The sequence below is a fragment of the Isoptericola sp. NPDC057191 genome, from assembly GCF_042670225.1.
Classification (GTDB): Bacteria; Actinomycetota; Actinomycetes; order Actinomycetales; family Cellulomonadaceae; genus Isoptericola.
The window spans coordinates 1-21,335 of sequence record NZ_JBHUWC010000006.1; the positions used below are offsets into that span (position 1 = coordinate 1).

General features: G+C 72.6%; 21 protein-coding genes. 12 read left to right on the forward strand and 9 right to left on the reverse strand.

Annotated features, from left to right (window positions below; translation table 11 throughout):
- Positions 1-107: 107 nt before the first annotated feature.
- Both ACFT55_RS02105 and ACFT55_RS02110 read right to left on the reverse strand, forming a co-directional pair.
- On the reverse strand, positions 108-923 hold the full coding sequence (locus ACFT55_RS02105; RefSeq protein ID WP_380241007.1) for a class I SAM-dependent methyltransferase: 816 nt from the start codon (positions 921-923) through the stop codon (positions 108-110).
- A gap of 7 nt (positions 924-930) precedes the next feature.
- Positions 931-1,275 (reverse strand): oxidoreductase, encoded by a 345-nt coding sequence (locus ACFT55_RS02110; protein ID WP_380241009.1) that lies wholly within the window; start codon positions 1,273-1,275, stop codon positions 931-933.
- 252 nt (positions 1,276-1,527) lie between these two features.
- On the opposite strand from ACFT55_RS02110, the gene sucB reads away from it, so the two are divergent.
- Entirely contained in the window at positions 1,528-3,336 is a 1,809-nt protein-coding gene (sucB, locus tag ACFT55_RS02115; protein WP_380241011.1) for a 2-oxoglutarate dehydrogenase, E2 component, dihydrolipoamide succinyltransferase, read from the forward strand.
- 95 nt (positions 3,337-3,431) lie between these two features.
- Here the strand turns inward: sucB and ACFT55_RS02120 are convergent, their stop codons facing one another.
- Positions 3,432-4,832: a hypothetical protein gene (locus ACFT55_RS02120; RefSeq protein WP_380241013.1), complete on the reverse strand. Its 1,401-nt coding sequence runs from the start codon at positions 4,830-4,832 to the stop codon at positions 3,432-3,434.
- 71 nt (positions 4,833-4,903) lie between these two features.
- A complete protein-coding gene (locus tag ACFT55_RS02125; RefSeq protein WP_380241015.1) occupies positions 4,904-5,995 on the reverse strand; it encodes a Gfo/Idh/MocA family protein in 1,092 nt (363 codons plus the stop codon).
- 149 nt (positions 5,996-6,144) lie between these two features.
- Between ACFT55_RS02125 and ACFT55_RS02130 the strand changes: the two genes are divergently transcribed.
- A complete protein-coding gene (locus ACFT55_RS02130) occupies positions 6,145-6,495 on the forward strand; it encodes a hypothetical protein (RefSeq protein WP_380241018.1) in 351 nt (116 codons plus the stop codon).
- Here ACFT55_RS02130 and ACFT55_RS02135 read toward each other — a convergent pair.
- Complete coding sequence (locus tag ACFT55_RS02135; RefSeq protein WP_380241020.1) at positions 6,476-8,767, reverse strand: MMPL family transporter; 2,292 nt, start codon at positions 8,765-8,767, stop codon at positions 6,476-6,478. The two genes, ACFT55_RS02130 and ACFT55_RS02135, sit on opposite strands and share 20 nt — an antisense overlap.
- Positions 8,768-8,803: 36 nt before the next feature.
- Between ACFT55_RS02135 and ACFT55_RS02140 the strand changes: the two genes are divergently transcribed.
- The 4 genes from ACFT55_RS02140 to ACFT55_RS02155 all read left to right on the forward strand — a co-directional run bounded on the left by ACFT55_RS02140 (position 8,804) and on the right by ACFT55_RS02155 (position 11,892).
- On the forward strand, positions 8,804-9,316 hold the full coding sequence (locus tag ACFT55_RS02140; RefSeq protein ID WP_380241022.1) for a MarR family winged helix-turn-helix transcriptional regulator: 513 nt from the start codon (positions 8,804-8,806) through the stop codon (positions 9,314-9,316).
- Between the two features lie 19 nt (positions 9,317-9,335).
- A complete protein-coding gene (gene lipB / locus ACFT55_RS02145; RefSeq protein WP_380241135.1) occupies positions 9,336-10,001 on the forward strand; it encodes a lipoyl(octanoyl) transferase LipB in 666 nt (221 codons plus the stop codon).
- Positions 10,002-10,120: 119 nt separating this feature from the next.
- On the forward strand, positions 10,121-11,131 hold the full coding sequence (gene lipA, locus ACFT55_RS02150) for a lipoyl synthase (RefSeq protein ID WP_380241024.1): 1,011 nt from the start codon (positions 10,121-10,123) through the stop codon (positions 11,129-11,131).
- An 11-nt stretch (positions 11,132-11,142) separates the two neighbouring features.
- Entirely contained in the window at positions 11,143-11,892 is a 750-nt protein-coding gene (locus ACFT55_RS02155; protein WP_380241027.1) for a DUF4191 domain-containing protein, read from the forward strand.
- A gap of 99 nt (positions 11,893-11,991) precedes the next feature.
- On the opposite strand, the gene ACFT55_RS02160 is transcribed toward ACFT55_RS02155, so the two are convergent.
- Positions 11,992-12,453 carry an RDD family protein gene (locus ACFT55_RS02160; protein ID WP_380241029.1) on the reverse strand — a complete coding sequence of 154 codons (462 nt, stop codon included), beginning with the start codon at positions 12,451-12,453 and terminating at the stop codon, positions 11,992-11,994.
- 190 nt (positions 12,454-12,643) lie between these two features.
- Here ACFT55_RS02160 and glnA point away from each other — a divergent pair, with 190 nt between their 5' ends.
- Positions 12,644-14,068 (forward strand): type I glutamate--ammonia ligase, encoded by a 1,425-nt coding sequence (glnA, locus tag ACFT55_RS02165; protein ID WP_380241031.1) that lies wholly within the window; start codon positions 12,644-12,646, stop codon positions 14,066-14,068.
- Positions 14,069-14,144: 76 nt separating this feature from the next.
- On the opposite strand, the gene ACFT55_RS02170 is transcribed toward glnA, so the two are convergent.
- Both ACFT55_RS02170 and ACFT55_RS02175 read right to left on the reverse strand, forming a co-directional pair.
- A complete protein-coding gene (locus tag ACFT55_RS02170; RefSeq protein ID WP_380241033.1) occupies positions 14,145-15,347 on the reverse strand; it encodes a tyrosine-type recombinase/integrase in 1,203 nt (400 codons plus the stop codon).
- Positions 15,344-15,829, reverse strand: coding sequence for a helix-turn-helix domain-containing protein (locus tag ACFT55_RS02175; RefSeq protein ID WP_380241035.1), 486 nt, complete (start codon positions 15,827-15,829; stop codon positions 15,344-15,346). The genes ACFT55_RS02170 and ACFT55_RS02175 overlap by 4 nt, the downstream gene beginning before the upstream one ends.
- A 140-nt stretch (positions 15,830-15,969) precedes the next feature.
- On the opposite strand from ACFT55_RS02175, the gene ACFT55_RS02180 reads away from it, so the two are divergent.
- The 5 genes from ACFT55_RS02180 (at position 15,970) to ACFT55_RS02200 (ending at position 20,753) form a co-directional block, all read left to right on the forward strand.
- Complete coding sequence (locus ACFT55_RS02180; RefSeq protein WP_380241037.1) at positions 15,970-16,173, forward strand: helix-turn-helix transcriptional regulator; 204 nt, start codon at positions 15,970-15,972, stop codon at positions 16,171-16,173.
- Between the two features lie 337 nt (positions 16,174-16,510).
- Positions 16,511-16,753: a UBP-type zinc finger domain-containing protein gene (locus ACFT55_RS02185; RefSeq protein ID WP_380241039.1), complete on the forward strand. Its 243-nt coding sequence runs from the start codon at positions 16,511-16,513 to the stop codon at positions 16,751-16,753.
- Positions 16,750-19,146, forward strand: a complete 2,397-nt coding sequence (locus ACFT55_RS02190; RefSeq protein WP_380241041.1) for a bifunctional DNA primase/polymerase — start codon at positions 16,750-16,752, stop codon at positions 19,144-19,146. Before ACFT55_RS02185 ends, ACFT55_RS02190 begins: the two co-directional genes overlap by 4 nt.
- A 264-nt stretch (positions 19,147-19,410) precedes the next feature.
- The gene (locus tag ACFT55_RS02195) at positions 19,411-19,899 is read left to right on the forward strand and encodes a hypothetical protein (RefSeq protein WP_380241043.1); all 489 of its coding nucleotides are present in this window, start codon (positions 19,411-19,413) and stop codon (positions 19,897-19,899) included.
- Positions 19,896-20,753: a hypothetical protein gene (locus ACFT55_RS02200; RefSeq protein WP_380241045.1), complete on the forward strand. Its 858-nt coding sequence runs from the start codon at positions 19,896-19,898 to the stop codon at positions 20,751-20,753. The genes ACFT55_RS02195 and ACFT55_RS02200 overlap by 4 nt, the downstream gene beginning before the upstream one ends.
- Before the next feature lie 110 nt (positions 20,754-20,863).
- On the opposite strand, the gene ACFT55_RS02205 is transcribed toward ACFT55_RS02200, so the two are convergent.
- Positions 20,864-21,157 (reverse strand): hypothetical protein, encoded by a 294-nt coding sequence (locus ACFT55_RS02205; RefSeq protein WP_380241047.1) that lies wholly within the window; start codon positions 21,155-21,157, stop codon positions 20,864-20,866.
- Positions 21,158-21,335 lie beyond the last annotated feature (178 nt).

The following is a 21,335-nucleotide window of genomic DNA, read 5'->3' on the forward strand; positions in this document are numbered from 1 at the left end:
CGGTCAGACGGCGCGGTCAGACGGCGCGGTCAGACGGCGCGGTCAGACGGCGCGGTCAGACGGCGCGGTCAGACGGCGCGGTCAGACGCCGCGGTCAGACGCCGCGGTCAGACGGCGCGGGCCACGGCCCAGCGGAACGCGCCCGCGAGCCGGTAGCCGCCGCCCGCCGCCCGGAACGGCGCCGCGGCAGCGATGACCGCGGGGGCGAGCTCGGCCTGCGTGGCCGGGTCCTCCCCGAGCAGGACGCCGCGCACCAGGCCGTCGGCGTCGGCGGGGCACCATGCGACGTCCGTGACACCGGAGCCGACGACGTCGAGGCCGGCCGCGCGGAGCGCCGTCTCGAACCCTCCCGGCGCACGCAGCGGCCCGTCCACCGGCGGGTCCTCCTCGTACGCCGCCGCCACCGCTCGCTCGACGACGTCGAGGTCGTTGCGGGCGCCCTCGGCCCAGCCCGCGAGCCCGACCCGACCGCCGGGTGCCAGCACCCGGACCAGCTCCGCCAGCGCCGCGCCGGCGTCCTCGACGAGCTGCAGGGCGTTCACCGCCAGGATGACGTCGAACACGCCGGCACGGAACGGCAGCCGCTCCGCCGCCCCCACCCGGACCGTCGCGGCCGGGACGCGCTCGCGCGCGTGCCGCACCATCGCCGGGGCGAGGTCGACGCCGGTGGCCTCCGCACCGTCGCGGGCCGCCCGTTCGAGGAGCTCGCCCGTGCCGCACCCCACGTCCAGCACGCGCGTGCCCGGTCCGACGCCGGTGGCGGTCAGGAGCGGGCCCCACACCGGGGCAGCGACCGCGCCCCAGAGCTCGGCCCAGCCGTCCGCGACCGCCGACCACACGTCGTCCGTGCCCTCGTCGGGCGCGTCGCCGTGGTCGTACTGGGCCCACTCGCCCACGCCCTGCTCCCCGCCGCCCGGCGTCACGCCGCGCTCAGTCTTTGCGGCGCTGCGCGGAGGTCCAGTCCCGCATGCGCTGCGGGTAGCCCGTGAACCGCACGTTGTAGACGGGCACGCCCAGCGAGCGCGCGACCTCGAACCCCGTGCGCTCGTCGGGCACGCGGCGGCGCGTCCACTCCCCCGTGGTGGCGACCAGCAGCACCGTCGTGGGGGTCTGGGCGTTGGGCGGCTCCACGTACGCCTCGACCCCGACGCGCGTCCGCACGAAGTCCTGCAGGTACGCGACGGTCTCGCCCCGCGAGCCGGAGGTCGGGGCGGTGCCGGAGGCCGGGGACGACGACCTGCCCAGCAGGCGTCCCCACGAGGTCCGAAGCGACATGGCGCGAGACTACCGCCGCCGTCCGCACCATGTTCTGGAGGCGGTCCGGAGGTGTCCTGAAGGTCATGGAGCGGTCAGGTGTACCCAGCGTCACACCGACCAGTGCCCCCGAACGATTGGGGCGCACCCGGTCGAGGTGACAAGATGGCAGGCAGTGACCAGAACGCGGCAACCAGAGGTTTCGCGGGCCGGCAGGACCGGCACGCCTCGGCAGGTCGCCTGACCCACTGATCGAAGGAGACTCCACAGGTCATGTCAGAGAACGTGCAGCTTCCTGCACTCGGCGAGTCCGTTACCGAGGGCACCGTCACCCGCTGGCTCAAGGCCGTCGGCGACACCGTCGCCGTCGACGAGCCCCTGCTGGAGGTCTCGACCGACAAGGTCGACACGGAGATCCCGTCGCCGGTCGCCGGCGTCCTCGAGCAGATCCTCGTCGAGGAGGACGAGACCGTCGAGGTCGGCGCCACCCTCGCCGTCGTCGGTGACGGTTCCGGCGCGGGCGGCGACGACGCGGCCCCGGCCGCCGAGCCCGAGACCCCCGCCGAGCCCGAGACCCCCGCCGAGCCCGAGACCCCCGCCGAGCCCGAGCCCGCCGCGGAGCCCGAGGCCGCCGAGCCCGAGACCACCGAGGAGCCCGAGGCCCCCGCCGAGGCGCCCGCCTCCGGTGGCGGCGAGGGCACCGAGGTGACCCTGCCCGCCCTGGGCGAGTCCGTCACCGAGGGCACCGTGACCCGTTGGCTCAAGGCCGTCGGCGACTCGGTCGAGGTCGACGAGCCGCTGCTCGAGGTCTCGACCGACAAGGTCGACACCGAGATCCCGTCCCCCGTGGCCGGTACCGTCCAGCAGCTCCTGGTCGAGGAGGACGCGACGGTCGAGGTCGGCGCCGTGCTGGCCGTCATCGGCTCCGGCGCCGCGCCGGCTGCTGAGAAGCCCGCCGAGCAGACGCCCGCCAAGGCACCCGAGCCCGTGGGCGCGCCCGAGAAGCCGGAGGAGCCCGCTCCGGCTCCGTCGGCACCGGCCCCCGCCGCGGAGAAGCCCGCCGCCGAGAAGCCTGCTGCGGAGAAGCCTGCCGAGCCCGCTCCGGCCCCCGCCGCGCCGTCTGCGCCGGCTCCTGCCGCCGCGTCGGGCAAGGGCTCCTACCTGACGCCGCTCGTGCGCAAGCTCGCGGCCGAGAAGGGCGTGGACGTCTCCGCGATCCAGGGCACCGGCGTCGGTGGCCGCATCCGCAAGGAGGACGTGCTCGCCGCGGCCGAGAAGGCTGCCGCTCCGGCGCCTGCGGCTGCTGCCGCGCCCGCCGCGGCCCCCGCCGCCAAGGCGGCCGTCCCGCCGGTCTCCCCGCTGCGCGGCACCACCGAGAAGATGTCGCGTCTGCGCAAGATCGTCGCCGAGCGCATGGTCGAGTCCCTGCACACGCAGGCCCAGCTCACCACCGTGGTCGAGGTGGACGTCACCAAGGTCGCCAAGCTGCGCGCGAAGGCGAAGGAGTCGTTCAAGGCCCGCGAGGGTGCGAACCTCACCTTCCTGCCCTTTTACACGCTCGCGGCGGTCGAGGCGCTCAAGGCGTTCCCGAAGATCAACGCCTCGATCGACCAGGAGAAGGGCGAGATCACCTACCACCCGTCGGAGAACGTCGGCATCGCCGTCGACACCGAGCGCGGCCTGGTGGTCCCGGTCATCAAGAACGCCGGCGACCTGAACCTCGCGGGCATCGCCCGCCAGATCGGCGACCTGGGTGCGCGCACCCGGGCCAACAAGGTCGGCCCGGACGAGCTGTCCGGCGCGACCTTCACGATCACGAACACCGGCTCGGGCGGCGCGCTCATCGACACGCCGATCGTGCCCGGTGGTCAGGTCGCCATCCTCGGCACCGGCACGATCACCAAGAAGCCGGCCGTCGTGACGGGCCCGGACGGCGAGGAGACCATCGCCATCCGCCAGTTCGCGTACCTGTTCCTCTCGTACGACCACCGCCTGGTCGACGGTGCGGACGCCGCGCGCTTCCTCACCGCGGTCAAGGCCCGCATCGAGGAGGCGTCGTTCGAGGCCGAGGTCGGCCTCTGATCGCGTCTCGTCCCTGACGACGGCGAAGGGCGTCCCGGCTTCGGCTGGGGCGCCCTTCGCCGTCCCCCGGGCAGCGCTCTCGTCGCGGCGAGCGGTCAGGCGACGTCTGCCACGCGCCAGCCGTCCGACGTCCAGGTGAGCCGCAGGGTGGCGGTGCGACGCTCGGTCTCGGGCACCGCGGTGACGGTGCCGTCGGCCGCGACCTGCTCGTGCGCACCGACCACATAACGCACCACGACATCGGCCTGGCCGTCCTGATGGCGCTGCGTGCGCGCGGCCTGGACGCGCGCCTCGGCGCCGCGCACGGCGGTGCCTGATCGGGCGGCGTCGGTGAGAAGCTCGGTGTCGGCCTCGTGCACGGGCGACCCCGGCACGTCCACGTCGTGCAGGGTGGCGGCGCCTGTCACCGCGTTCCCGCCGGGCCCAGGCGACAGCAGCTCGACACGCCTGCGGGTCAGCTCCGCCGCGGCGGCTGCGGGGTCCGCAGGGTCGCCGGTCGGGTCCGCGTGCTCGACGGTCGTGCCCGACGCCGCAGGAGCGACCGTGGCCGGCGCCGGCGCGACGGCAGGCACGGCGCCGCCGGACGGCGACCGGACCTCGAGCACGACGACCGCGAGCAAGGCCACCAGCCCCACGGCGCCGACGGCAGCGAGGACGTGACCCGCAGACCTCCCCCGGGTCGCCCGGGTCACCCGCCCGTGCCGGACGCCGCGGCGCGGGCCGCCGGCGTCCGCACGCGGGGGCGGCGGCGCCACCGAGCCGCGACCACGACCACGACCACGACGAGCGTCTTGCGGACCGTGCGCACCACGACCGCCCCGGACGACTCGCCGACGGGATGGCAGGGAACCCTGCACGGCTGCGCGGGTGGCGGGCCGCCGTCCGAGAGTGGCGCCGGCGAGCGCTGCGGCCTCGGGCAGGCGCACCGGCTCGGGCGGCACCGCTCGGTCGGCCTGGGCGGCGAGCGTGCCGGCCTCGGGCCGAACCCGGGGGTCGGGCGCGGACGCCGCCGCGAGCACGGCGCGCAGCCCGACGGCGTCGTCGTCGTCGCGGTCGCCGAGAAGCTCGGCCACGAGCAGCGCGAGGGCGTGCACGTCGGCGGCCTCGTCCTCGTCGGCCCGGGTCATGGTGAGGTCGAGCGCGACCGTGGCGCGCGGGCGCAGCAGCGCGGTCCCGTCGGGCCCGAGCACCACGTCGCCGGCGTCGAGCCCACCCTGTCGCAGCCCGGCGCTGTGCAGCGCGGCGAGCCCGCGAGCCACGGCGACCACCACCCCGGCAGCCTCCCGCGACGTGAGCCTGCCCCGCACGGCGAGGACGGTCGGCAGGTCGGTGGCGGCCCCACCGCGACGCACGGCGAGCGTGCCGTCGTCGCGCACGTCCACGGCGGCGACGGGCTCCACGCACGGGTGGCGCAGCTCAGCGAGCGCGCTCACGCGTGCCAGGAGAGCGTCACGGGCACCGGCGTCGGTCGGGATGGGGAGCGTCTGGGTCGGCACGATGCCATCGAACACCTCCGCGGTGCTCGGGCTGCGCCGTCATCCACAGGCCCGGTCAGCGCCACCTGCCGTCAGAGGGCGACGCGTCGACCTTCGCGGGCGGACACGCGCGCGGCGTCGAGCACCTCCGCGGTGCGCACGGCGTCGGCAGGGTCCACCGGTGCGGGCTCGTCGCCGCGCAGCCAGGGGCCCAGGGCCCGGTAGAAGTCGGCGTGGCCGCCGGGCGCGGCGGGCACGGCCCGGCGGTCGCGGCCGCGCGTGAACCAGCCCACGGAGCCCTCGGGCGCGTCGTCGTCGAGCGTCTCGAACGGGGACGCGTCCTGCTCGAACGTGGTCACGAGGTACGCCCCGGACGAACCCAGCACGCGGGTGCGCGGACCGGGGGCACCCACCACGGAACCCGCCCAGAGGCGTGACACGACGCCCTGGGGGCTCGCGGCCCGCCCGCCGCCGGGCTCGTGCTGCAGCACCAGTAAGACGTCGTCCTCGGTGGGGGTGGTGAGCTTGCGGGTCTGCGCCCAGACGGACTGCACGCGACCGAAGAGCTGCGTCGCCGAGTCCACCAGGTGCGGGCCGAGGTCCAGGAGCAGACCGCCGCCGACGGGGTCGTTCTCCTTCCAGCGCTGCCTCGGCGTGGGGCGCCAGCGCTCCCAGCGCCGTTCGAACGTGTGCACGTCGCCGAGGTCGCCGCCGTCGAGCAGCGCCGCGAGGGTGAGCTGCTCGGGGTCCCAGCGCCGGTTCTGGAACACGGTGAACGGGGTGCCGGTGGCACCGGCCTCCTCGACGACGGCGCGCGCCTGGTGCGCGTCCAGACCGATCGGCTTGTCGAGCACGAACGGGATCTCGGCACGGGCGAGGGCCGCGGCGTGCTCGGCGTGCAGGGTGGTGGGACTGGCGACCACCACGACGTCGTACGACCGGCGCGCGGTGATCAGCGCGTCGAGGTCCGACAGGAGGCGGGCCCCCGGCCAGTCTCCGGCCGCCTGGTTGCGCCGACCCGGGTCGCGCGTCACCACCGCGGTCACCTGCAGGCCTGCCTCCGCGGCCAGGCGGCCGTGGATCTCGCGCCCCGCTCCCCCGTACCCGACGATCGCCAGGCGCGGTGGCGGCGGCGCCGTCGTGCCGTCGGTCGCGCCCGCCTGTGCTGCCTCGTCCGTGACCATGGCTCCATGGTGCCGGACCGCGCCGTCGGGCGTCGCCGTGCCACGCGGCGCCGGGCCGGTTGCCTGCAGGCGGGCCCTCCCGTAGACCGGGACGAGGCCGGGTGCTGGCCCGGACCGACGACGCACGACGACGGAAGGAGCGAACGGCGATGGCGACACGACTCAACCAGCCCGGCCTCGAGCAGGCGCGCGCGCTGGTCCGCGACGGCAAGGTGGTCCGCGACGAGCGCGACGACTGGAGCGAGCACGCGCCCACCACGGACGCGGAGAACCGGTTCGTCGAGCGGGAGGGGTGGACCGAGTTCCGCCACTGGCACCTCGGGGTCGACGACGACGAGAACCCGGAGACGAAGCAGGCGGTGTCGTTCCCCTACGGCGACCTGACGAAGGTCCACCGGTGCGCCGTCGTCTCCCTGGAGAGCCGGGCGGGCCAGCACGACCACGACGAGATCCGGGACGCGGCCCGCGCCCTGCTGGAGCTCATCGACTCGACGGGGTGACGGCCGGCGCCCGGCGCCCGAGCCGTGCGGGCCACCACACGCGGTCCCCCACGTCGTGGACGAGCGCCGGCACCAGCAGGCTGCGCACCACCAGGGTGTCGACGAGCACGCCGAACGCCACGATGAAGGCGAGCTGGGCGAGGAACAGCAGCGGGATGACGCCGAGCGCGGCGAACGTCGCGGCCAGCACCACGCCCGCCGACGTGATCACCGAGCCCGTGACCGCCAGCCCGCGCAGCACGCCGGGACGCGTGCCCACCCGCAGGCTCTCCTCACGCACCCGCGTCATGAGGAAGATCGAGTAGTCGACCCCGAGCGCGACGAGGAAGCAGAACGCGTAGAGCGGCACGGCCGGGTCGGCGCCCGGGAAGTCCAGGACGTGGTTGAACACGAGGGCGGCGACGCCGAGCGCGAACCCGAAGGACAGCACGTTCGCCGCCATGAGCAGCACCGCGGCGAGCACGGAGCGCAGCAGCAGGACCAGGATCACGAGGATCACGGCCAGCACGACGGGGACGATCGTGCGCAGGTCGTGCTGCCCGGCCACCTGGGTGTCCAGCCGTTCGGCGGCCGCCCCGCCGACGAGGGCGTCGGGGCTCACGTCGTGCACCGCGGTGCGCAGGTCCGCCACGGTGTCGACGGCCTCCTGGCTGTCGGACGGCGCCTCCGTCGTGACGTCGACGCGCACCTGTCCGTCGACGACCAGCGGGTCACCCTGCGCGGGCATGCCCGGGGCGGTGGCAGGCTGGTCGGTGACGATCGTCGCCGCGGTGACCCCGGCCGTGCCCTCGGCGGCGTCGACGACGGCGTCCGCGTCCTCCTGGGGCGCGATGACGGTGGCAGGCTGGGCAGAGACCCCCTCGAAGTGGTTCGTGAGCACCTTCTCGCCGTCGACCGAGTCGACCTGGGTGAGGAACACCTCGGAGTCGCCGGTGCCGTTGGCGTCCAGCGTCGGGACGAACGCCGCTCCCGCGGCGAGCACGACGGCGGTGACCACCCACACCACCCGGTCGTGCCGGCCGACGAAGCCGGCGACCCGCGACCACACCCCGTGGCCGGCGACCTCGACGTGCGTGTCGTCGTCGGGCGCGACGGCGGCCGTCGGGGCGGGGTTCCCGTCCGCCCCGGCCACCTCGGCGGGCTGGGCATGGGGCACCTTGGGCCAGAACACCCACCGCGCCCGCCGGCCACCAACGAGCAGCATGGCGGGCAGGAGCGTCATCGCCGAGAGGAACGCCGCGACGATGCCGATGGCCGCGACCGGTCCCAGGCTGCGGTTCGACGACAGGTCGGACAGCAGCAGGCACAGCAGGCCCACGACGACCGTCCCCGCGCTGGCGGCGATCGGCTCGACCGACGCGCGGACCGCACGCCGCATCGCCGTGTACGGCGACTCACTGGTGCGCAGCTCCTCGCGGTAGCGCGCGACCAGCAGCAGGGCGTAGTCCACGGAGGCACCCACCACGAGGATGGACAGGATCCCCTGCGACTGGCCGTTGAGGGTCAGGACGTCGTTCGCGGCGAGCTGGTAGACGACGAGGCCTGCGAGGCAGAGCGCCAGCACGGCCGTGAGAATCACGACGAAGGGCAGGATCGGCGAGCGGTAGACGAGGGCGAGGATCACCAGGACGGCGCCGAGCGCGACGAGCAGCAGCACGGTGTCGATCGCCCCGAACGCGCTCACGAGGTCCGCGACGAAGCCCGCGGGCCCCGTGACCCACGTCTCCAGGCCGGTGCCGGCCAGCCCGCCGTCGGCGGCGTCGGCGGCGGCGAGCGTCCGCAGCGCGCCGATCGCGAGCTCGGAGACGCTCGACTCCTCGGCACCGACGTCCTCGGACGCCTGCGCCGCGTCGAGCGAGACGACCACGAGCGCGGCCTGCTTGTCCTCGGACGGCACGACCACGGGGTCGGCGACGCTGACGTCGCCCACGGTCCGCGGCTCGTCACCGGAGGTGCCCTCCAGCGGGGCGTCGGCGATCGCGTCCGCGAACGCCTGGACGTCGGCGAGCTGCTCGGGGGTCAGGGCGGACCCGTCGGACGTCTCGGTGACCACCAGCGCCGGCAGCGTCTCGGAGTCGGTGAACTCGCGGGCGAGCTCGGCCGCCTGCGTGGACTCGGCGCTCGCGGGCAGGAACGCCGCGTTGTCGTTGGTCTGGACGCTGCTGAGGTTGCCCTGGGCCTGCCCTCCGAACGCGCCGATGGCGAGCCACACCCCGATGGCTGCCAGAATGGCGAGGCCCCGGAGGAGTCCTGATCCACGATTGCTCAGCATGCTGAGTATCCTGCCTGACTGGGAGGTGAGCAGCAAGTGACCCACGACGCGCCCGTACCCGACGCGACGTCGCCCTCTGCCCGATGGCTCGAGGCCGCCACCGCCGACCCGACGAGCGACGACCCGGCGCAGTGGCCCACCGGCCGCCTCCTGTTCACGGCCGTCCGGCGCATCGAGCACGACTGGAACGCCCACCTCGGCAGGTGGGACCTCAACCATGCCGGGCACCCGGTCCTCCTGCACCTGCTCGCCGGACCGCGCACGCAGCGCGAGCTCGCGCGGCTCAACGGCGTGACCGAGCAGACGATGAGCCGCGTCGTCGCCCGCCTGGAGCGCTCCGGCTACGTCACCCGCGGCGACGACCCGCAGGACCGCCGGCGGCGCGCGGTCGCGATCACGGACGACGGGCGCGCCGCCGTCATCGAGGCCAGCCGGGTGCAGCCGGCCGAGGACCTCACCGCCCGCGGTCTGGACGGCGACCAGGTGGCCGCGCTGCGTGAGATCCTCGTCACGTTGGTGCGCGCACAGCGCGGGGACCACGAGGACTAGCCTCGGCCGGGTGGACGTGATGACGCTGCCCGGACTGACCGACTACCACGAGGCGTGGGAGCTGCAGCGCCGCGTGCACGCCGACGTCGTCGCCGGCGACCGGCCGGACACCCTGATCGTCGTCGAGCACCCCGACGTCTACACCGCGGGGCGGCGCACCCACCGCGACGAGCGCCCGGACGACGGCACCCCCGTGGTCGACGTGGACCGCGGCGGCAAGGTCACCTGGCACGGACCGGGGCAGCAGGTGGTCTACCCGATCCTGCGGCTCGCGGAGCCGATCGACGTCGTCGCGTACGTGCGCGCGCTCGAGGAGGCGGTCATGGACGTGTGCGCCGGCTTCGGCCTGGAGACGGTCCGGGTCGCCGACCGCACAGGCGTCTGGTTCGCCGCCGCCGGCGACCGTCGTGAGCGCAAGGTGTGCGCCATCGGCGTGCGCACCGCCAAGGGGGTCACGATGCACGGGATCGCCCTGAACTGCTGCCCCGACCTGAGCAGGTTCGACCGCATCGTGCCGTGCGGCATCACGGACGCCGACGTGACCTCCCTGAGCATCGAGACCGGCCGGGTCGTCACGCTCGACGAGGTGCGGTCACCGCTGGTCGACGCCCTCGCCCACCACCTCGGGCCGCTGCGCGCCAGCGCGGAGCGCTCCGGTGTTGCTGACGTCACGTCCACGCGCTGAGCAGGTCCCGACACCGGGCGACCACGCTCCCGTAGTCTGACGAGGTCCGGCGCGGTCAGGGTCCGCACAGGCCAGCCCCCGCCGACGTCCACCTGCTCGACGACGACCGGGAGACACCCGTGACGATCGCACCCGAAGGCCGCCGCATGCTGCGCATCGAGGCCCGGAACGCCGCCACCCCCATCGAGAAGAAGCCCGAATGGATCAAGACCAAGGCCACGATGGGTCCCGAGTACCGGGAGCTGAAGGGCCTGGTCAAGGGCGAAGGCCTGCACACGGTGTGCGAGGAGGCCGGCTGTCCCAACATCTTCGAGTGCTGGGAGGACCGTGAGGCCACGTTCCTCATCGGCGGCGACCAGTGCACGCGCCGCTGCGACTTCTGCCAGATCGACACGGGCAAGCCGGCGGACTTCGACGCCGACGAGCCGCGCCGCGTCGCCGAGTCGGTCCGGACCATGGGCCTGAGGTACTCGACCGTCACCGGCGTCGCCCGCGACGACCTGGCCGACGGCGGAGCCTGGCTGTACGCGGAGACGGTGCGCCAGATCCACGCGCTCAACCCGGGCACGGGCGTCGAGCTGCTGATCCCGGACTTCAACGCCATCCCGGAGCTGCTCGACGAGGTCAACGGGTCGCGGCCCGAGGTCCTGGCGCACAACGTGGAGACGGTGCCGCGCATCTTCAAGCAGATCCGGCCGGGCTTCCGGTACGACCGCTCGTTGTCGGTCCTGACCCGAGCCCGCGAGGCCGGCCTGGTGACCAAGTCCAACCTCATCCTCGGCATGGGCGAGACCGTCGCCGAGGCCCGCGACGCCCTGCAGGACCTGCACGACGCCGGCTGCGACCTGGTGACGATCACGCAGTACCTGCGCCCTTCCCTGCGCCACCATCCCGTGGACCGCTGGGTACGGCCGGAGGAGTTCGTCGAGCTGTCCGACGCGGCCGAGGAGATCGGCTTCCTGGGCGTCATGGCGGGTCCGCTGGTGCGGTCGTCGTACCGCGCGGGCCGGCTGTGGGGCCAGGCGATGACGCGTCGCGGCCTGCCCGTCCCGGAGGCGCTCGCGCACCTCGCGGAGCCGACGACGTCGCGCCAGGAGGCCGCGAGCCTGCTGGCCCGTCCGGCGCACTAGACTTGACGACCATGGCCCGCACCAAGTCCGACGCCGGCGCGCCCTCCGACGCCACCGGTCAGCAGAAGAAGCCCAAGAAGCAGCGCTGGTACCACCAGGTGTGGGCCGCGTACCAGATGACGCGCAAGCAGGACCCCACGGTCACGTGGCTGCTCCTGGGCGTGTTCGTCGGGATCCTCGCCGTCGTCAGCGCCGTCGTGCTGCTGCTCGACGTCCCGACCGGTTTCCAGATCCTGTACATCGTGGTGCTCGGCATCCCGTTCGCGGCGCTGGGCGCGATGTTCGTCCTGACCCGCAAGGCGGAGAAGGCCGCGTACACGCAGATCGAGGGCCAGCCGGGCGCCGCCCGCGCCGCGCTCGGCACAGTCCGTGGCGGCTGGACCTTCGAGGACGAGCCGGTCGCGATCAACCCGCGCACCCAGGATTTCGTGTTCCGCGGCGTCGGCCGGCCGGGCATCGTCCTCGTGAGCGAGGGACCGTCGCACCGCGTCCAGCGTCTCCTCGAGGACGAGCGCCGCAAGGTCGCGCGCATCGTCCCGAACGTGCCGATCACGCTGATCCAGTGCGGCAACGAGGAGGGGCAGGTCCCGCTGCCCAAGGTCGCCCGCAAGGTGCAGAAGCTCAAGCGCTCGCTCACCAAGCCGGAGGCCGACCAGGTCCACAAGCGGCTCAAGGCGCTCGGCGGCGCTCGCCTGCCGATCCCGAAGGGCGTGGACCCGATGCGCGCCCGCCCCGACCGCAAGGGGCTGCGCGGCCGCTGACGGCTGCTCTCTCGCACGACCGGCGCCGGGCCGGGTCGCCTCGCGCGACCCGGCCCGACGTCTTTCCTCAGCGAGGGTCGTGGGGGTCGGCGGCGGACCTCAGCGCCGGACGAGGACCGTGCCGGCGGCGCGGTCGTGCAGGCCGCGGCCGTCGCGGTCCCACACGACGGCGGGGATGACGAGGCACAGCAGCACCGTGCGGACCGCGCCGCGCGCGAACCCGGGCGCCATCCCCTGCGGCGCACCGGGCACGCGCACCTGCATGCCCAGCAGGCGATGACCGATGGTGAACCCGACGGTGCTGACCAGGAGGACGTTCTCCAGCGCGAACACCAGCAGGGTGGCCCACGAGTTCAGCTCGGCGAACGACGCCGGCGTCGTCACCAGGTACGCGATGAGCGTCGCCACCGCCCAGTCGACGACGAGCGCCACGACGCGGCGGCCGAGCCGGGCCTGGGACCCGGGACCGGACTCCGGCAGTCCCAGCCGCCCGGCCGCGTCCGGCGCGTCGTCCCGCCGTCCGCCCTCGAGCCACGACCCCATGTCCTCCCGCGATGCCATGGCTCAAGGCTACGCGGCGGCCCGGAGGCGTCCCCCGTAACCTGTTCGAAACAAAAGCGCCATGCCGGAGAAACGCCGCCGCCATACCGTCGTGGACGCCGAGCGGCGAGCGTGAGCTGGCCGCGCCCCGTCCTTCGGAACCGTCCGGCGGCACCATGCGGACGGCACCATCCACGCAAGGAGCGCATGCATGTTCACGAACGCCGAGGAGGCCATCGCCTTCACCCGTCGCGAGGGGGTGGAGTTCATCGACGTCCGGTTCATCGACCTGCCGGGCGTGATGCAGCACTTCAACATCCCCGTGGAGCAGTTCTCGGAGGACTCCTTCACCGAGGGCCTCATGTTCGACGGGTCGTCGATCCGCGGCTTCCAGGCGATCCACGAGTCGGACATGAAGCTGGTCCCGGACGTCACGACGGCGTACCTGGACCCGTTCCGCAAGCGCAAGACGCTCATCGTGAACTTCTCGATCGTCGACCCGTTCACGGACGAGCCGTACGCCCGTGACCCGCGCACGATCGCCGCGAAGGCGGAGGCGTACCTCAAGTCGACCGGCATCGCGGACACGGCGTTCTTCGCCCCCGAGGCCGAGTTCTACATCTTCGACGACGTCCGGTTCTCGACGAATCAGCACGAGAGCTACTACCACCTCGACTCGGTCGAGGCGGCGTGGAACACGGGTCGCGAGGAGGAGGGCGGCAACCTCGGGTACAAGACCCGGTACAAGGGCGGCTACTTCCCCGTCTCCCCCAACGACCAGTTCGCCGACCTGCGCGACGAGATGTGCGCGGTCCTGGCCGAGGTCGGCCTCGACGTCGAGCGCGCGCACCACGAGGTGGGCACCGCCGGCCAGCAGGAGATCAACTACCGGTTCAACACGCTGCTGCACTCGGCCGACGACCTGATGAAGTTCAAGTACGTCATCAAGAACGTCGCCTGGCAGCACGGCAAGACCGTCACCTTCATGCCGAAGCCGATCTTCGGCGACAACGGCTCGGGCATGCACTCCCACCAGTCCCTGTGGCTGAACGGCGAGCCGCTGTTCTACGACGAGAAGGGCTACGGCGGCCTGTCCGACACGGCCCGCTGGTACATCGGCGGCCTGCTCAAGCACGCGCCGTCGCTGCTCGCCTTCACCAACCCGTCGGTGAACTCCTACCGCCGCCTGGTGCCGGGCTACGAGGCCCCCGTCAACCTGGTGTACTCGGCTCGCAACCGTTCCGCGTGCATCCGCATCCCCGTCACCGGCTCGTCGCCGAAGGCGAAGCGCGTCGAGTTCCGCGTGCCGGACCCGACGGCCAACCCGTACCTCGCGTTCGCGGCCCAGCTGCTCGCGGGCATCGACGGCATCAAGAACCGCATCGAGCCGCCGGCGCCCATCGACAAGGACCTGTACGAGCTGCCCCCGGAGGAGCACGCGCAGATCGCCCAGGTGCCCGCGTCCCTCGAGGAGGCTCTCGACAACCTCGAGCGCGACCACGAGTTCCTCACGCAGGGCGACGTCTTCTCCGAGGACCTCATCGCCACCTGGATCGACTACAAGCGCGCCAACGAGATCGACCCGATCCGTCTGCGCCCGCACCCGCACGAGTTCGAGCTGTACTACGACATCTAGGCCGTAGCCCGAGGTCAGAGCATTTTTCTGGCCTAGGTGGACATACGTGTGGACATATCCGCCCCATCGAACGCCCTCACGACGCCCGAACCGAATTCTCGGAATCGGCCGTCGTGAGGGCGTTCTGCACTGCCTGCCGTGCCCGCGCCACCCCCTCGGCCGTCGCCGTGGTGTAGACCCCGAGCGTCAGGCCCGACGACTCGTGACCGGTCACGGTGTCGATGACCTTCAACGGCACCCCGGCGTCGCCCAGGATCGTGGTGTACGTCTTTCGCAGACTGTGCGCCGTAACCCTCCCCGGCAGCCCCGCTCGCTCAGCGAGTGCACGTACAGCACGTGCCATGACCGACTCATGCACGGGTGCGGGGCCGTACCGCCCGGAGAGCAGCAGCCCAACCGTGCGCTCCCCGCGCTCGGTCCCCCGCTCCACCCAGGGCAAGGTCACCTCATGGGGCGAGCGCTGCGCGGTGAGGACGGCGAGCGTCTCCGCGACGGCAGGCGCGAGTGGCACCGTCCGCAGCCCGGCCTCGGTCTTGGGCGGACACAGATAGAAGCCTCCCCCGGCACGCCGCTGGAGCTGATGCGTCACCTCTAGGCGGGTCGGCTGCGGATAGTCGAGCTCATCGACTGAGAGGCCCACGAGCTCGCCGCCCCGCAGCCCCGTGCCGACTGCTAGCCGGATGAACGCCCAGACGTCCAGGCGCCCCTCGTCGCGGGCGAGGTCGGCCAGGTGCAGCGCCTCGGCCGCGCTCGGCACGTGCTCATCCTGGCGGCGCGTCTGAGCGCGGCTCAGTCGGACCCGGTTCACGCGGGCGAACGGGCTCAGGTCGCGCCAGCCGTCGGCCACCACGGCGCCGAAGAGGGCACGCACCTGGGAATCGATCTTTCCCTGGGTACTGGGCGCTAGGTCGGTCTGCTCCAGGCGGCGCATGAAGCCCATGGCGTCGCGGTGCGTCACCTCGTCTACCCGCAGATGGCCAAGCCCTGGGTAGACGTGAAGCCGCAGCGTCGCGGCGACGTCGGCCTCCGTGAGCGGGCCGTGACGCAGCTCTGTGCGCCAGGATTCCCCGAACGCCTCAACCGTCGGGGCGCGCCCCCGCCGACGGCCGTTGTCGGCCTTGGCGACGTCGGCCCGCAGCTCGGCCTGGACGCGGCGCGCCTCCCGCAGCCCGACGACGCGCCGCTGGATGTAGGCGCGCGTGGAGGGGTTGTAGACCCGGACCCGGTAGCGCCCGTTCCCCTCGTCGGAGACACCGGGGGGAAGACTGCCCGCGCTCATGCCCGCCCCCCATTCAGAACCGCGTCCATGCCCACGGCGACAGACCTTGCGTGCTCCAGACGCTCCCGCTCATCCGACAGATCGACATCGGGATCGGCGGCGGCGTGGGCATCCAGGGCTCGGGAGAGTTTCGCCACGGCTTCGGCCAGGTTGGTCACGTCTTGGATCGCCCGACCCAGGCACTCCAGCAGTTCGGTGTCGGCGGCCTTCATCTCCACCCAAAGGTCAAACCCTTCAGTACCGCCGGGGTTGGCGATGAGCGAGGCCCCATTGACCTCAAGGACGTCCGCAAGGTGCTGAAGCTCTCGAACGGTGATCTCACGAGCACCTGACTCGATCCGGTGAATCTGGGCCTGGGAGAACGCCTGCCCCAGCCTGTCGGCCAGGCGCTGGGCCACCTGACGTTGAGTGAACCCCTTGTCGTCACGAGCTCTCCGCAGGCGGCGGCCCAGCGCTGCAACCTCGGGCGGGGGCGACTTCATCGGCTGTCGTTCTTGATCGTCTCTAGTCGTCACGTGCCAGAGTCTAGATTCGCTATGAGCATTGACGCAATGCCCCGCGCGCATCATCGTTGGTCGCACCCGAGCACCCGTGATCGTCACGTTGATTCTCTGGAGGCGTCATGAGCACCACCACCCCAGTGCGCACCTACTACTGGATCGAAGAGCTCTCCGACGAGTTGGGCATCCCCCTGGCGACGTTGCGCCACTGGCGACGCCTGGGCGAGGGCGGACCCAAGTCGTTCCTGATCGGCCGTCGCGTGGCCTACGACCGTGCCGACGTCACGCGCTGGATCAAGGCACAGCGCGACGGTGGCCGTCGATGAACAACGAGGAAGCCCCCGGCGCGGGAACGCCGGGGGCCGAGGACCAGAACGTCACCCGCCGAGGTAGCCAGACCAGTCGTACTCAGGCTACCGAGGCGGCCCGGCCGCGCACAGCCCTGGAGGCGGCCATCGTGGGGTCACGCACCGGGCGCCCGTGCCCGTACTGCGGGGCGCGTCCCGAGGCCCTGAGCCGCGCTGAGCGTCGCCTGGCTGCCCGTCAGGGCATCGGCGGTCCCGCCGGGGTCTACCGGCACGCACGGGGCTGCACGGCGGGGCACGTCGGCGCTGACGCCTACGGCCCGCCGACTGGCCCGCGCCGTGCTGGGGGTGGTCGATCATGACCACCAACAACGACACCGACGGCCCCCGCGCCGGTGGCATGCAGCGCATCACCGTGGAGCGCACCGTGCGGGCAGTGTGTCTCGACTGCGGCCACGTCATCGAGGGCGCCGCCGCCACGGGCGCCGCCGCGAGCCATGCCCGTTCCAAGCGCCATGCGATGCGCGTGGACTACTCCACGACGTTCGTCTACGCGCCGGACGGCTACCTGACCCAGGTGTTGGGGGGTGGACGGTCGTGACGACCACGAGGCCGTCCGTCCTGGACGTCGCCCTGGAGCTCAACGCGGCCGGATTCTCCACTGTGCCCATCCGTGCCGACGGGTCCAAGGCCCCGGCCGTGAAGTGGACCGAACGCCAGCACCAGCTGCCGACCGAGGCCGAGGTGCGTGCCGACCACGATGACCCGGCGCGCGGGCTGGGCATCGTCAGCGGGGTCGTGTCGGGGTACTGCGAGCTGCTGGAGTTCGAGGGCCGGGTCATGCACCGGTTGCGCGACGTCGCCGCAGCCTTGCACGACGCCGAGCTGGGCGACGTGTGGGCGCGGGTCGTGACCGGCTGGTCCGAGAGCTCCCCGTCGGGCGGGATGCACCTGCGCTACCGCATCGCCGACGGTGACGTGGCGCCCAACTACCGCATCGCTCAGCGCCCGGCGACGCCCGACGAGCTAGGCGAGCACGTCGCCCAAGAACGCGACCGGATCGGCCGGGCGGGCTGGGACGAGGACAAGATCCGGCGGGCGCTCCAGCATCTGGAGACGCTGACGGTCCACGACGTGCCCAAGGTGCTCGCCGAGACGCGCGGTGAGGGCGGGTACGCGGTCGCCTGGCCGTCGAACGGGACGTGCCACCCGTCCGGCGGGTCGTGGGACTGGATGGCCGGAGGCCCCGACACCATCGCCACCATCACGGGCGCCGAGCGAGCTGGCCTCCACCGGGTCGTGCACGACGTGCTGGACGAGACGGCGCCGCGTGAGCCTGGCCCGCCGCGAGGTGGGCCACCCCCGACTGCCTCGGGCGAGACAGTCGGGAACCGGCCCGGCGACGACTTCAACGCCCGCACGTCGTGGGCCGAGGTGCTGGAGCCGTACGGCTGGCAGGCGGGCGAGCTGACGCCGGGCGGGCAGCTGTGGACGCGGCCGGGCAAGCAGCCCGCCGAGGGGCACAGCGCCATCGTCAACGCCCAGACAGACCGGCTGAAGGTGTTCTCCACCTCGGTGGCCGAGCTGTCCGCCGAGGAGGGCACCTACGACCAGTGGGCGGTCTATGCGCACTACGAGCACGGCGGCGACTTTCGGGCCGCCGCGTCGGCGCTACGGGCGGCGGGCTACGGGAGCTCCGACGACGGGCTGCTGGCTGAGTTCAGCGGGGCGGACTCCCAGGCGGCCCAGCTCGACACCGACACCAACCAGGAGGACGAGCACCCAGACGACGCACGCGAGCCCGTGGCGCTCGCCGCCGCCGAGGCGGTGTTCCGGCGCTGGCTCGGATCGACGTTCGACCTAGACGCGCTGAGGGCAACGCTCGCGGTCGTGGCCGTCGAACGGATGGACGGCGATCCCGTCTGGCTGCTGGTGCTGTCCGGCTCGGGCAACGCCAAGACCGAGGTTGTCTCGGCCGCCACCGGGGCCGGTGCCCACGTCGTGTCCACACTGTCCGGCGAGGCAGCACTGTTGTCCGGCACCCAGCTCCGCGACCGCTCCAAGAACGCCACTGGCGGGCTGCTGCGTGCCATGGGGGCACGCGGCGTCCTGGTGTTGAAGGACGTGACGTCGATCTTGTCGATGCACCGCGAGAAGCGCGCCGAGGTGCTGGCCGCGCTGCGCGAGGTAGCCGACGGCCGATGGGTGCGCCCCGTAGGGGCCAGCGGCGGCGAGGAACTTGCGTGGGAGGGCCGCATCGCCGTCATCGGCGCCGTGACCTCGGCGTGGGACGAGCACTATTCCGTCATCGCACAGATGGGCGACCGGTTCGCCATCTTGCGTGTGGACTCCGGCGAGGCGGCCCAGAGGATTGACGCCGGGCTGTCTGCGCTCGACGGGCTCGGGGGCGAGACCACCATGCGCGCCGAGCTGGCCGCCGCGTTCGGTGGCGTCATCGCCGGGGCGGCGACGAGCACGCCCCCCAACCTCAGCCGCGACGAGCAGATGAAGATTCTCTCTGCGGCCGACCTCGTGACCCGCGCCCGTACCCACGTCAGCACCGACATGCGCGGCGATCCCGTCTCGGCGAGCGCGCCCGAGTCGCCCACGAGGTTCGCCAAGCAGGTGGCCCAGATCGTGCGGGGCGCAATCTCCATCGGCATGGAGCGGACCAAGGCACTACGGCTGGGCCTACGGGTGGCGCGGGATTCCATGCCCCCGCAGCGCATCGCCGTCCTGGAGGCCATGGCCCGCACCGGCGGGCCGATGTCCACGGTGGAGCTGAGCCGACAGCTCAACCTGCCCCAGACCACCGTGCGCCGCGAGTGCGAGAAGGCCCAGATGCTCCGGCTGGTCTACCTCGTCGCCGACCCCAACGACCGGCACGACCCACTGGGCTTCACCCCGAGGGAGGCCAAGGTCTACGAGCTGCTGCCCAGCATCGATCCGACGGTGCTACTCGCCTCCGCACCCGACGCTGGCAACTCGCCATGAGCAGCCTCACCCCACGCCCCCAAACCGGAGGTGTCGGGAACACCCCTTACGCCGCTCGCTCGCGCACGCCCCTTATTTCTCCCCTACGCAACCAGACACCCCCGGCGTCGGCACGACCTGCGCAAACGTCGGTTCTTGCAACCCACTCGAATGGAGCTCCACGATGGCAACCGCAACCCTCACGCCCGTAGCCGGGAGCCCTTGCCGGGCTGCCATATCTGAGAATCTTCTGGGAGAATTCACAAAGATCGGAGAGGGCGCACGATGAGCTCGACACGATGGGGAGCACGACGGCGGGCGCTGACGATGCTCGCCCCCTACTTGAGCGACGACGACGTGGAGGCAGCCGCACGGGCGCTCGCGGCCGAGGCTGGCCTGGAGGTCGCTACGGTGCTGGAGCTGCACGAGCTGGACGGCGACGAGGACGCGGAGGCCGAGCCCCACGGCGAGGCCGGACCCACCCTGCCGTCCGACCCCGACAACCCCCACGACGTCGGCACGCCCGTGCCTGACGACGGCCTCGCCGACGACCCGATGGAGCTCAGCGCCCGGCCCGTCGGCCACGTCGCCACCGACGCCTCAGACGAGGACGAGGACGACAACCCCGACGACACCGACGAGGCCGCGCGCGCCCAGATGGACGAGCAGGCCATGGCGGAGCGCCGCCGCGCGTTGCTGGCCGAGTCCGACGAGCTGCTGGCCAAGGGTCGCCAGTGGCGCGACCTGACGGCCACCAAGGAGACACGACGATGAACGGCTACCCCACCACACCCGACCAGCGAGCCAGCCTCGCACGCGACATCCACGCCAACCTGCCCGAGGACCGGCGCCTTGCGCTCCGCGCCGACGATCTGGAACGCCTCGCGGCAGGCCTGCCCGACCAGCTCAGCGACGACGAGGTGGTGGAGGCCCTGTTCCGCTGGACGGCCACGGCCGACCGGGCCGACGTCCCGCGGACCACGAGGCGGTCAGGCTTTGACGCCGTGGTGGCGGCCCGCGCCCGGCGCGAGGAACGACGCGGGGTGTTCGACGCCTACGACCCCCGGTCCCGGACCGTGACGGGCACCGTCATGCCCGTCGGCGCGGTGTCGTACCACCGGGACCACACCGTCATCCACACCGGCGAGATGGACGTCACCGGCGTCAGCATTGCCGACGTCCCGGTGCACTGGAGCCACGTCCGGAACGTGCGCTGCGGCTCCCTCGTCGGCATCGAACGGCGCCCCGAAGGACTCAAGGTCTGGCTGGAGTTGAACACCGGCGAATTGGAGGACCGCGCCCTGGCCCTGGTGGACCTCGGCAGGGTGGGCCTGAGCGCCGGATTCAACGCCAGGATGACGACCCTCCGCGCGGCTGCGATCACCGGTCAGCGGCGCGCGGAGCGCATGCGGCTGGGCGAGGTGTCTCTGACCGAGACGCCCGCGTTCGGCCTGGCCGACACCGCCGTCACCCGCGTGGCCGACGTGCCCCGGTTCGCCACCGAGGCCCTACGGCGCGAGCGCGACGACGAGCACGAGCTGCGCGCCCTAGAGTCCGGAGCGCTGAGCATGGCCGCCGGGCACGCTCAGACGAGGTACTACCCCGGCGCTCGGATTCACGTCCGGTAGCCCCACAGACCACGGCGCCCCCCCTGCACCCCTTCCCCGCGCCACGAGGGCGCCCCCTGCCAGCAGCACCCCCCCGGGGGTGTCGAGGCGCCCCAGGTGTCAGCACCCCGTCATTCGACCCGCCATTCGGCGTTGTAGTCGGGCTCCCCAGCCAGAGGCAGGGCCAACCCCTTCAGCGCGTCGAAATACCCGTCGAGGCGGCCCGAGAGCCGTTCAAGGGTCGGTGGTCCGCCGAAGACCGGCGCCTCTGCGACGAATGGGTTGCCGTAGTTCGGGTGCTCCCGGAACTCGGCCAGGGTGTCCTCGTAGGCCGTGAGGACCAGGCGCACCGCCTCGGGATCGGCCAGCTTGTCGGCGTTGGCGCGCAGGAAGTCGGGCAACTCGTTGATGTCTCTGGATTCCATCGCTCCATGCTCACGCGTCGGGGACGCCACGTCGCGGCACCACCGGGTGGTTTTTTGAGCCAGGGGGCCCGGGCAGCCCCGAGCCACTGTTTATTTCTCTGCGAAAGGTTGAAGACTGAATTAGTTTCGCCCTGGCACGAAGGTGCCGGAGCATACTTTCACCCGGGTGAACTGGATG